This is a genomic window from Brucella pituitosa (assembly GCF_965577835.1).
Lineage (GTDB): Bacteria > Pseudomonadota > Alphaproteobacteria > Rhizobiales > Rhizobiaceae > Brucella > Brucella pituitosa.
Genome location: NZ_OZ264094.1, coordinates 151,383 through 163,014, shown reverse-complemented (window position 1 = coordinate 163,014; position 11,632 = coordinate 151,383). Strand labels below are relative to the sequence as shown.

The window sequence follows — 11,632 nt, the reverse complement described above, 5'->3', positions numbered from 1 at the left end:
GGATTGCGCAACCGATATCGCCTTCACCCAAGTGCTGCGCCGGATCAACGCCTGTCTGCCCATCACAACCGCTTTGCCGACGCAACCATCTGTTTAGCTCAGCAGCTTCTGCAAGCTCCCTGTCGCGAGCAATTCATCAGCCAGAGCCATCATTGGCGGCAGAGGATAGTGATCACCATTGTCGCGCAAGACACGGATATGGCTTACGGCCTTCTCGAAATCGGGAAAAGCGGTCGGGTCTTTCAAATGCAGGTAGAGGGCGAGCACCGCAACCGAACGGGAACGACCGCCACGGCAATTGACCAGCACATTGCCCGCACGGTGAGCCGGATAATAGGGTTTGCCCGGACTCGCCTGTGTTACCAGCCCATCAAGAGCCAGCACTGCCGCAGCCATATGCGCTACATTGTTACCTTCGCCGTCGATAAGTCCGACTTTCGCCCGTCGCACATGAATACCATCGGGCAGCTGCACTTCCGGCACATGAATATTGAGTGAAACATTCAACGAGGAGGTGACATTTTCAGCGAGCATAGCTTGCGGATCACAAGCGCCCGTCAGATTACCGACATAAAGCGTGCATGTTCTGCCATTCTCAAGTGTCAGCGTGTGAACCGGCACCAGAATGGTATCGTCATTTTCGGCGCGTTCTTTTGGCGTTTCTTCAATGTTCATCATTACTCTTTTTATCCCGCGTATCACTAACATCAATGATACGGTTTACATTCCAGTAGGCGTCGAGGCCGTTGTTTAATTTGGGGGCATCCACCAAATTGCCAAAGGCCGGAACCATGATGTCGGCTTTTGTGATTGCACGCAGCCAGCCATGATCGCTTACGCGCGGATGCACATTCCAGCTGGTGCGAGAGCCTTTGCCTGAGGCAATCAGCTTGTTGGCGCGGCTGTTCGGAGCAATATGGCCGGTGAAGACAAATTTCCACGGTCTGCTGTTATCATCACTGAAATCCTGCAACAGATTATTTGATTTTTCGCTGTCGGCCAAAATAATTACCGCATCATCATCCGTACTTTCCGGCGCTTGAACAATGGTCAGTTGCGGCAACACGGCCTTGATCTGCGCTTTTGTTGAAGGCAGAACTGCGTCAGTTTCATCGGTAGATAAGACCAGCATTTCCTGTCGGATCTGCATACAGATCGAAACCTTCACACCGGCTTCATGCAGGCGTAATACCATTTCAGTGCCGCGTGCCATAATCGGAACCGGGAAAATTGTGCCGGGTTTTGCAAGGTCTGTGAGAATTTCAAACTGTTCGCATAGTGGCTGATCGCGATCGAGATAGGAAATATCCGTCTGCACGATTTTTGCCGGTGGCGGATTGTCAAAAGCGAGAACGGTGGATTCCCTGCTCCAGTCGGCCATATAAATCACACCGCCGTCGTTCTCAAAATGTATCCATTGCCCACCGATGGCATGGCCGGAGCGCCCCAGCGTGATGTCCAGGTCAAGAATGCTGGCGCGGCCTGTCAGCGGTAGAAAATGACGGGCATGTTCCGGCAGCGGTAAACCCATGACAGACAAAGCGGAGAAAGTTTCGGCACTGGCGTAGACTGGCGGTTTGCCTAAATTTTCCCAAAGATCAATTGCACCCACATGGTCGATATGCCCATGCGACAGGAAAATGGCATCAACATAGTCGATACCTGAAAAATCAGGACGCACGCCAGGTTCCGGGCCTTCACCGATATCGAGTAAAATCCGTTTACCCTTAATATCGAGCAGAAATGCTGCCGGTAATTTGCCGTTGAGGCCGCTGACGCAGGTTAAAATTGCCATGGCAGAACTCCTTTGGGCAACCAACGCGAGAATACAACCGATAGCAACATCAAAATCAGAATGCCGAAGATCATCAAACAGCCGACAGCTGCAGCAAGGGTCGACGCACCACCTTCTTCAAGGAAGATGATCATCGGGCCGATTGTCCGTGTGCTGGACGAGATGAGCAGGATCGATGTCTGTATTTCATTTATCGCACTCATAAATACGATGATCGCACTAGCAATGGAAACTGGTGCAATGATCGGCCAGATAATATCCTTCATTCGGCGTAAGAAACCTGCACCGGATATCTGAGCGGCTTCTTCCAGCGAGCGGTCAATCTGCTGGTAGCCCGACAAGACAGGTCGCAAGGCCACAGCAAAGAAGCCGGAAATGTAAGCGGCCAGAATAATCCATGGGGTTCCATAAATCGAGATATCGATAACCGGTACAGGTCTGAGAAACAACAAGATCATCGCCACACCCAATGTAACGCCGGGCAATGTATAGGTCAGTTCAGCACCGATATGCAGGAAGCGCACTAGTTTACCGCGCTTCCATGTCAGAAAATAACCCATGAACAAGGCGCAGATGGTCAGGAATATCACCGCAGTTGTGGTCAGCCACAGTGAGGTCAGGAATGCATCGCGCAAAGAGGCATGACTGAACAGTGCGGAAGTGTAATTTTTGAGTGTGAATGTTTCAGTCGTCAACGCCAGACCATAGGCTGGCACCAGCGAGGTTTGTAAAAGCGCACTGAAAGGCAGAACCATGCTGATAATGAGATAAAGCCAGACAATCGCCGAAATTGGACGCTCATATCTACCCAGCGGCATATTGAAACCACGACCGCCCATGTCAACGCGGCTGTCACCACGGTTCATACCGAAATTTGCCAGCACAATGGCGGCAATGGTCAGTGCTGCCAGCACGAGTGACAGAGCTGCCATGTTCGGCAGTGCGTTGGGTCCAATATTGTTGATCTGCTGATAGATCTGGGTGATCAGCGTAGGAACGCGTGCCGGTATTCCGAGCATTGCCTGAATACCGAAATTGCTGATCGCAGATACGAAAGACAAACAGGCCGCAGCAATCAGCCCGCCTCGGGCAAGTGGCAGGATGATGGTAAGTAAAACACGTATCCGGCTGGCGCCGGCAGCACGGGCTGCCTCAGTCAGGTTAACCGGAATGCGTTTAAGACTACCCTGCAAAGCCAGATAAACCAGTGGCGCATTGTAGATGCCAAGTACCAGAACAATTCCGCCGATTGAATAAAGCGGATGTTTGCCGCCCGGTGCCACAGAAATTCCGAGCAGATTAAAAATCGGGCTAGATGGAGAAAAGGCCTGCAACCAAGCCATCGCAATCACCTGTGGCGGGATCATCAGTGGCAGCACAAAGGCGAAAACGGCAGCGGACTTGGCGCGTAAATCGGTCTGGATCACCAGCACCGCGAATATCGTGCCGACGACCAGAGAGAAAGCTGTTGCGGCAACGGCGATAATCAGCGTGTTGATGATCGCAGCACTGGTCTGGCTGCGCAGGAATAGCTTGTTGAGGCGGTCAAAAGCAAAGCTGCCATCATCCAAAAGCGCAGATATGACCAGTCGCATTAATGGTGCTATAGAAACCAGAACCACCAGTAAGGTCAGCAAGATCAGAACAGTTGTTTGCGACGACAGGCGTAAAGATGGAAAATGCGCCAACCATGATTGGCGCATTTCCTGTGTTTTAGTGTGAGCATTCATTGAATTCAGCCACCAAAAATATTGATGAATTTCTCACGAGCTTCAGCATCTTCTTTGACGGCTTTGTCTACATCAAGCGACATAAGCTTTACATCATCAACGGAAGGCATACCTTCAGGGGAAGGGACGCTTGACAGTACGGGAATGTAGCCCTGCTGTGCTGCCAGTTTCTGACCATCTTCGGAAAGCACGAACGCAACAAATTTCTTGGCGGCTTCCGGAACGGAAGTTGATGCCATGATGGCTACCGGCTCTGAGAAGAAGCTTGAACCTTCTTCCGGATAGATAAACTCAACCGGAGAGCCGGCTTTTTTTGCGCGCAGCACATCCGCATCGATATTGATGCCATAGTTGACCTGACCGCCAGCAACAGCCTTCAGAACGGGGCCATTGCCGCCTTCAGGAACAATGTCCAGTTCATTGAGACGGTTATAATACTTCCAGCCCCATGCCGGATCTTGCAACTGGCTGTGCATGTGGACGAGTGCCGCGCCAGAATACAGCGGGCTGGGAGCTGCGATCTGTCCGGCATTTTCATCCACGAATAGTTCAGCCCAGCCCTTCACAGGCTTGGAAGTCTTCGTATTATATACAATGCCGGTCGTTGAAAGCTTGGTTCCGAAAAAGGTTTTATCCTGATCGTAGAGTTTAGAGTCAATATTTTCTACCGGAGCTTCTGGCCATGCGAGCAACTGGCCATCTTTTTTCAGAATGCCCAGATTAATAGCATCGGCAACCAGCAATACGTCGGCCTTCACTGCACCGGCCTGCCGCTCGGCTGTGAGAATATTCATCAGCTGTGATGTGCCGTTGCGCATCCATTCGACTTTAATGTCGGGATTTTTTTCCATGAAGGCATCAACAGTCTGCTGTGCAATTTCTGGCGACTGGGACGTGTACAACATAAGGGTCGACTGCGCATAAAGCGCAGAAGAACTCATGAGAAGTGCAGCGGTTGCGAGAACTAGACGCATTGTAATTGCTCCTGGGAGGTAAGGCTTAATTTCTGTTGGCTCTGGGAGAAGTTTTGTTCATTTTGTGCATCGGGAATGCACCAGAGATCGGAAAAGGAAATCGAGGCCAGATGACCGATTTCCGGAATGAAATCAGCATTATCATTCACCTCGGCATGTATGCTCAGTTCAGGCGCATCATGCGGGGAGACGGTGATTGACCAGAAGCCGCCGCGATAAACACGATTGGTCACACGTACCGGTGCGCCGTCCGCATTATAATCCTTGATGCGGATATCCTGTGGGTGTACGCACGCCTGCGCTTCGGCACGTGGCTGCTCATTAGCGCTACAGCGCATCGTGACCTGATGGCCGAGAAATTCACCACTCGCCTGACCATTGCCGTTGAGGCGGACATTTTCAATAGGCAGCACCATGCCGTTACCGATGAAGGTCGCAACAGTTGCATTTGCGGGTTCACGATACAGCGTGATCGGTGAGGCATATTGCAGAATATGGCCTTTATCCATCACCGCAATCCGGTCAGCCAGTGCCATCGCTTCCGACTGATCATGGGTGATATAAAGTAGCGTCGCGCCGCTTTCCTTATGGAAACGCCGGAATTCGTCTTCCATGGTTGAGCGCAGATGTACGTCGAGATTGGCAAGCGGTTCATCGAGCAAAACGATACTGGAACCGGCGGCGAGACAACGGGCAAGGGCAACGCGCTGACGTTGTCCGCCGGATAAATCAGCAGGGCGGCGTTCAGCAAACGGCCCCAAATTGACCTTGTCCAATGCCTGCGCAATACGGGCTTGACGCTCAATCTTTGCAATGCCTGCGACTTTCAAAGCATAGCCGACATTCTCAGCGACCGACATATGTGGCCACAGGGCGTAGTTCTGGAAAACAATACCGATATTGCGATGTTCAGGTTGAACCAGTGTTCCTGTATCGTTGGCAACGATCTGATTTCTGATCTCGATCTGACCGCTATTGTTGCTTTCAAAACCAGCGATCAGGCGTAACAACGTGGTCTTGCCACAGCCGGAAGGGCCAAGAACAGCGACAAACTCGCCTTCATTAATTTCAAAATGAATATTTTCTAAAACAGTTGTTTCAGCATATTTTTTACTGACATTCGTCAGACGCAATCCAGACACCAAAGCAACCCTTACTGGTTATGTTGGGCGCTGAATATGCAGCTTATGTGAACGTGGCATGACGCCGCGATGAAGAAATTTTGAAACTCAAGTGCTTGGGATGGAGTTGCGTAATCTTTGTTGAGTTCGCAAACGGCACAATAGATTTTCCGCATCATGACAAGAAAACGGGGCCACAGGGCCCCGCTGCATGTTCAGGCATTGAAGATGCTTATCGCAGTTGTTTTACCGGCCTGCGGCCTGCTGCGCAAAGACATAGCTGTCATACGTATATTCAGCGACACGGAACCACTCGAAGCCTTCGTCACGGAATTTCTTCCAGCTTGGATAAATTTTGGCCCATGCTGGATTTTTCTCGTTGTACTCTGCGTAGAGATCAAAAGTCACTTTGTATGCGGCGTCGAGCACATCACGCGGCAGCGGCTGAAGTTTGACCCCCTTCGATACCAATGAACGGATTGCAGTTGTGTTCTTGACGTCATAAAGCGAGATCATGTTCTGAGTGGCTGCTTCGGCGGCCGTATTGAGCGCTACCTTGTAAGGTTCCGGCAGGCTTTCATATTGCTCCTTATTGATGAAGAAGTGGACCGATGCACCCCCTTCCCAGAAGGCAGGGTAATAGTAATAAGGCGCGATCTGATAGAAGCCGAGCTTCTCGTCGTCATAAGGCCCTACCCATTCTGCTGCATCAATAGTGCCGCGCTCGAGGGATGGGTAGATATCGCCGCCGGGCAACTGCTGTGGTACGACGCCCAGACGTGACATCACTTCACCGGCAACGCCTGCGATGCGCATCTTGAGTCCCTTGAGGTCGGCGAGGCTTTTGATTTCTTTTCGATACCAGCCGCCCATCTGCGCGGCTGTGTTACCGCCAACAATCCCCACAACGCCATAGTCTGACAGAAACTCGTTATAGAGTTCATTGCCACCGCCGTGATAGAGCCAGGCATTCTGGAGGCGGGTATTCATGCCGAACGGGATCGCGGTGCCGATGGCAAAAGCCGGATTCTTGCCGGTAAAATAGTAGCCACAGGTATGCGCCATTTCGACAGTATTCGCCTGCACCGCGTCGATTGCCTGTGGTCCTGGTACGATTTCTCCAGCCTGGAACACCTGGATCTGGAACTTGCCTTCTGTCATCTTTGAAACGGCATTAGCCATATAAACTGCGCCGCCATAAATAGTATCCAGGTTGTTTGGAAAACCTGAGGTCAGGCGCCAGCGCAGCGTTGGCAGTTCTTGCGCTATGGCTGGCGTTGCAAGCGACGCTCCACTGGCTGCAGCGGCTGCGCCAATAGCGGCGCCTTTTGTCAGGAATGTTCGGCGGTTTAAGTCCTGTTTCATGTCTTTCCTCCTCTAAGACTCTTGATTATATGCAGTAGGGACAGCGGTTCCATTTGAGACTGGATCGTTGGAACTACTGTAACTATTTGTTTTTAAGCATTATCTTACGCAAAATCGCTTCACGCTTTTGGCTCCGCTGCTTTAGCGTCGCCGTCACTGATCCGGCTTTTCCTGTTGGTTTGAACCCTGGCCGAACGAAGGCGGGGAGGGCGTGCCGAATGATGGTGCGGGCAACGGTTCACCCGGAGAGGGCGCAGGCGCACCAAATGGGGCTGGTGCATCGCCAAATGGGTTTCCTCCACCTGCATCTGGCATCGGCACATTGATCTGGATGGTCGACGGGTCCAGCTGTTTATGGTTGCCCTTATAGTGGGTGACGATGCCGGGAAACCCTATGATGATCCCGACCATGACGAGCTGGATTATCAGAAACGGTATCGAGCCAACATAAATCTGCCCGGATGTAACAGGTTGGATTGTCGCTCCCGTTACTTTGTCCTTGTATGGTCGGGACGGTGCAACAGAACGCAAATAGAATAACGAAAAACCAAATGGCGGATGCATGAACGATGTCTGCATGTTAACCGCCAGCATCACGCCGAACCAGACAAGATCAATTCCAAGACTATCTGCTACAGGTGCTAAAAGTGGAATGATGATGAAGGCCAGCTCGAAGTAATCGAGAAAGAATGCCAGAAAAAACACAAGCAGATTGGCAACGATCAGAAATCCAACTTCGCCGCCAGGAATTGACGTCATCAGGTGTTCAACCCACACGTGACCGTTAACACCATAAAATGTAAGCGAGAAAACACGTGCGCCGAGCAAAATGAAGATAACGAATGAAGACAGTTTTGCTGTCGCGTAGAGAGCGGAAGTCAGCATCGGCAGATTAAGACGACGATTAATTATAGCAAGAAGCAACGCCCCGACCGCTCCCATGGCGCCGCCTTCCGTTGGCGTTGCCAGACCGATAAAGATTGTTCCAAGAACAAGAAAGATCAACACAAGCGGCGGTACTAATGAGAATACGACACGCCGAACGAGCTTCCAGCCCTTCAATGTTCGTGCGTGAACCGGTAGCGCGGGAACAGTATTGGGTCGCAAGATCGACATGCCGATGATGAAGGCACAGTAAAAGCCGACAAGCATCAGTCCCGGGACAAGTGCCCCTTTGTACATATCGCCTACCGAGCGTCCAAGCTGATCGGCGAGAACAATGAGGACAAGGCTGGGAGGGATGATCTGCGCCAAGGTTCCGGACGCCGCAATTGTTCCGGCAGCGACTTTCCGGTCATAGCCATAACGCAGCATGATCGGCAGGGAAATAAGTCCCATGGAAATGACAGAGGCTGCAACCACGCCGGTCGTTGCTGCAAGCAACGCACCAACAATAATGACAGCAAATGCGAGCCCCCCGCGTACAGGTCCGAAAAGCTGCCCGATCGTATCAAGCAAATCTTCTGCCATGCCGCTTCGTTCCAGAATCAAGCCCATAAAGGTGAAGAATGGAATGGCAAGCAACGTTTCGTTCGACATCTGCCCAAAGATGCGATCAGGAATTGCACCGAACAGATTGACCGGTAACAGGCCCAGTTCGATGCCGATAAAGCCGAAGACGAAGCCAACAAAGGCAAGGGCAAAAGCGACCGGATAGCCCAACAGGAGCACGGCCACCAGGGAGAGAAACATAAGGGGAGCGAGATTTTCCGTGAAAAATGCAATCATATCCATCCCTCTCAAAGCGCTTGCGCTTCGGCATCTTCAACGGCGACCTTATCGGGGATCTGCCCTTTGAGTATGGCGATACGCTTGATGATTTCGGATATGCCTTGCAGCGCCAGCAAACCGAAGCCGATGGGAATCAGGATCCAGACCGGCCAAAGCACCAACCCGCCTGTATTATTGGAGGTTTCGCTGCTGGCCAGCTTTGCCTCAACGATTGGCCATGAGAGGTAGATCGTGATGAGGCAGAATGGCAGAAGAAAGAAAATCGTACCGAATATCTCGACCAGCAACTGGGTTCGTCGTGAATAACGACTGTAGAGAAGGTCGACTTTGACGTGCTCGCTGTGCAGCAGCGTGTAGCCTGCGGCAAGCAGAAAAACCGCAGAGAACAGATACCACTGCGCTTCAAGCCATGCATTGGAACTGATGTTGAAAAGCTTGCGGGAGACAGCATTGATGGCACTTATAAGAACCGCCACAAGTATCAACCAGGATGCTGACTTTCCGATGAAATTATTGGCCGCGTCAATGGCGCGCGACAACGCCAGCAAAACTGACATCGTTCCTCCCCTTCTTTTCCGCCTCCTCAAGCGGTTTTGGAGGATACTATGACCGGGGATTCATCGCGGCAAGACGACTATAGATCAAAGCAACAAAGCCCTACCCACTAGTGGGTAAGCGAATTGTTCTTTGGGGAGAACCGGAGCATAATCCGACCGGAGTGAAACGAGGATCGATAAGATTATGCTTAAAATAGAAGAAGTTAGAGCGCCGATCTGATCCAATCAGTTCAAAACGCGCTCTAATGCGATGAGAGGCTCATTCTGTTTTCGATGACATAGCGTGTGAGGCCGGCAGTGCTGGCAATTCCGAGCTTCTTCTTGATATTCTTACGATGTGTTTCTACCGTTGCTTCTGAAATCCCCAGTCTGGTCGCAATCTCACGATTGCTGCCACCTTCGGCGACCAGTACCAGCACATCGGCTTCGCGCGCAGACAGTCCTTCAGATTTTTTCTCGCCTCTTTCCAAGAGCGCTTCGGAAACGCCCGAAGAGAAATATGTGCCGCCAGATGCAACAGTATGAATTGCCGAGACAATTTCTGTTGTTGAGACATCTTTCAAAACATAGCCTGAAGCTCCACGCATGATAGACGTGGAAATGTATTCGCGACTGTCATGCATGGACAACATGAGGATACGAGTACCGGGCAGTTGCTTCTTGAAAAGTTCGATCGCATCAATGCCATTGAGAAGCGGCATATTGATATCCATCAACACCACATCGGGACCAACCGATGACGCAAGCTCCAGGGCGGTGCGGGCATTTGCAGCAGCGCCAACTATTTCAATATCGTCATAGGTTTCAAGAACCGCACGCAAACCGTCCAGAACCAGAGGATGATTATCGACCAGCAATACGCGAATTTTACATTCGTTCGTCATGCGACTCCTGATTCCGGTCTTTTTTCTGTGACCGACTTCGGCAACTGTGCGGTGAGTTGCGTACCATTTACGCCTGTTTCAACCAAGAGCACACCGCCAAAATGTGCCATACGTTCCTGCATATTCCGCAAACCCAGTCCCGATAGTCCATCCTTCAGGTCACGTGCGGTGAAGCCGTTGCCATTGTCGGTAATTGTCATTGTTATTTTGCCTTTCAGGCCGCGAAGCCGGATATCGACCTGGTTGGCACCAGAATGCCGCTCAATATTGGTAAGAGCTTCCTGCACAACCCGATAAAGCGCTGTACTTGGTTCCGGTTTCACCATTTCGCTCAAGCCACTTGCTTCAAAATGCGTCTCTATGCCCGTGCGTTCTGAAAAATGTTCGCAAAGTGCTTTCAAAGCTATCGTCAGCCCCAGGTCATCGAGAATACGCGGACGCAGATCATGCGAGAGACGGCGCACTTCCTTGATCGCTCCATTAAGGGCGTCTGCCGCTTTTTCGATTGCCTGTGGAGAGCCGCCACTCGCTGTTCCGACCTGACGACTTGCAAGATCGATGGCATAGCGCACGCCTACGAGGTTCTGCGATATGCCGTCATGCAGTTCGCGCGCCAGTCGTGCTCTTTCTTCTTCCTGTGTATCGATGATGCGCTGCGCCAGCTCTTTCAGTTTGGTGTCGGCCATTCGCCGTTCCCGCAAGTTAAGCAACATGCAGGTAGCAAAGACAAGCATCACTGCCGGGACGGCAATTAGGCTGACGATCAGGAATGTTGTGCGGATATTGGCCCGGAAATCCGCATTTGCGGCGGCGGTTTGTGCGTAGACATCATCGAGATAGACGCCCGTTCCGAGCATCCATTTCCATTTGTCCAGCCCCACAGCAAAGGATAGCTTATCAGCCATTTCGGCACTAGAGGGCTTTTCCCATTTATACTGATGCAGGCCACCTCCTTCCTTTGCCTTGCCAATCAGATTGGCGATGACGCGATCCCCATCCGGATCGACGAGATTGAGCCAGTTGTGCCCCGGCCGAAACAATTGGCGAGGATGAACTACGTTGTTGCCGTCATAGTCATAAACGAAAAAATAGCCATCACGGCCGTAATCGAGCGACGTTAGGATCGCCCGCACTTTTTCCATGGCTTCCGCATCATCAGGACCGGCGTCCTCATAGATTTTCTGAATGGATGACAGTGCGAGATTGGTAAGGTTCAGCAGCTCCGTTTCCTTAGCCTTCAGCATGTTTTGCTCAAAAGTGGCAATGCTACTTTGCACAAGCTTTGCTGACTGCCATGTGATGAAGGCAGTTACGGTGAGGATAGCCACGATAAGCGGCACGATTGCCAATGCAACGATCTGATAACGTAGCGTCAAGTCCGAGCCTCCGACTTCATCGCACATGACTTTATCTTTAGATTGCTGTCACGTTAAGCGAAAGAGGAGTAACCTGAGTGTATCTCCCAAAAGTGCAAA

General features: G+C 51.4%; 10 protein-coding genes. All 10 read right to left on the bottom strand.

Annotated elements, in window-relative coordinates; genetic code table 11:
• Positions 1-93 precede the first annotated feature (93 nt).
• Entirely contained in the window at positions 94-678 is a 585-nt protein-coding gene (locus ACSME1_RS19980) for a protein phosphatase (RefSeq protein ID WP_210202177.1), read from the bottom strand.
• Complete coding sequence (locus tag ACSME1_RS19975; RefSeq protein WP_105707176.1) at positions 665-1,795, bottom strand: MBL fold metallo-hydrolase; 1,131 nt, start codon at positions 1,793-1,795, stop codon at positions 665-667. Before ACSME1_RS19975 ends, ACSME1_RS19980 begins: the two co-directional genes overlap by 14 nt.
• The gene (locus tag ACSME1_RS19970) at positions 1,783-3,525 is read right to left on the bottom strand and encodes an ABC transporter permease (protein ID WP_435655689.1); all 1,743 of its coding nucleotides are present in this window, start codon (positions 3,523-3,525) and stop codon (positions 1,783-1,785) included. The genes ACSME1_RS19975 and ACSME1_RS19970 overlap by 13 nt, the downstream gene beginning before the upstream one ends.
• Positions 3,526-3,530: 5 nt before the next feature.
• The gene (locus ACSME1_RS19965) at positions 3,531-4,499 is read right to left on the bottom strand and encodes an ABC transporter substrate-binding protein (protein ID WP_105707175.1); all 969 of its coding nucleotides are present in this window, start codon (positions 4,497-4,499) and stop codon (positions 3,531-3,533) included.
• Positions 4,490-5,641 (bottom strand): ABC transporter ATP-binding protein, encoded by a 1,152-nt coding sequence (locus tag ACSME1_RS19960; RefSeq protein WP_105707173.1) that lies wholly within the window; start codon positions 5,639-5,641, stop codon positions 4,490-4,492. Before ACSME1_RS19960 ends, ACSME1_RS19965 begins: the two co-directional genes overlap by 10 nt.
• A gap of 225 nt (positions 5,642-5,866) precedes the next feature.
• Positions 5,867-6,985: a TRAP transporter substrate-binding protein gene (locus ACSME1_RS19955; protein WP_100559849.1), complete on the bottom strand. Its 1,119-nt coding sequence runs from the start codon at positions 6,983-6,985 to the stop codon at positions 5,867-5,869.
• Between the two features lie 153 nt (positions 6,986-7,138).
• Positions 7,139-8,713: a TRAP transporter large permease gene (locus ACSME1_RS19950; protein ID WP_105707257.1), complete on the bottom strand. Its 1,575-nt coding sequence runs from the start codon at positions 8,711-8,713 to the stop codon at positions 7,139-7,141.
• A gap of 11 nt (positions 8,714-8,724) precedes the next feature.
• Positions 8,725-9,273 (bottom strand): TRAP transporter small permease subunit, encoded by a 549-nt coding sequence (locus ACSME1_RS19945; protein WP_105707172.1) that lies wholly within the window; start codon positions 9,271-9,273, stop codon positions 8,725-8,727.
• A gap of 242 nt (positions 9,274-9,515) precedes the next feature.
• Positions 9,516-10,157, bottom strand: coding sequence for a response regulator transcription factor (locus tag ACSME1_RS19940; RefSeq protein ID WP_105707170.1), 642 nt, complete (start codon positions 10,155-10,157; stop codon positions 9,516-9,518).
• Positions 10,154-11,533 (bottom strand): cache domain-containing protein, encoded by a 1,380-nt coding sequence (locus ACSME1_RS19935; RefSeq protein ID WP_105707169.1) that lies wholly within the window; start codon positions 11,531-11,533, stop codon positions 10,154-10,156. The genes ACSME1_RS19940 and ACSME1_RS19935 overlap by 4 nt, the downstream gene beginning before the upstream one ends.
• Positions 11,534-11,632: the final 99 nt, after the last annotated feature.

Bases quoted from the DNA above. Each gene is read 5' to 3' on its own strand.
- ACSME1_RS19945 (WP_105707172.1), bottom strand. From the start codon at position 9,273: ATGTCAGTTTTGCTGGCGTTGTCGCGCGCCATTGACGCGGCCAATAAT.
- ACSME1_RS19970 (WP_435655689.1), bottom strand. From the start codon at position 3,525: ATGAATGCTCACACTAAAACACAGGAAATGCGCCAATCATGGTTGGCG.
- ACSME1_RS19955 (WP_100559849.1), bottom strand. From the start codon at position 6,985: ATGAAACAGGACTTAAACCGCCGAACATTCCTGACAAAAGGCGCCGCT.
- ACSME1_RS19950 (WP_105707257.1), bottom strand. From the start codon at position 8,713: ATGATTGCATTTTTCACGGAAAATCTCGCTCCCCTTATGTTTCTCTCC.
- ACSME1_RS19975 (WP_105707176.1), bottom strand. From the start codon at position 1,795: ATGGCAATTTTAACCTGCGTCAGCGGCCTCAACGGCAAATTACCGGCA.
- ACSME1_RS19965 (WP_105707175.1), bottom strand. From the start codon at position 4,499: ATGCGTCTAGTTCTCGCAACCGCTGCACTTCTCATGAGTTCTTCTGCG.
- ACSME1_RS19980 (WP_210202177.1), bottom strand. From the start codon at position 678: ATGATGAACATTGAAGAAACGCCAAAAGAACGCGCCGAAAATGACGAT.
- ACSME1_RS19940 (WP_105707170.1), bottom strand. From the start codon at position 10,157: ATGACGAACGAATGTAAAATTCGCGTATTGCTGGTCGATAATCATCCT.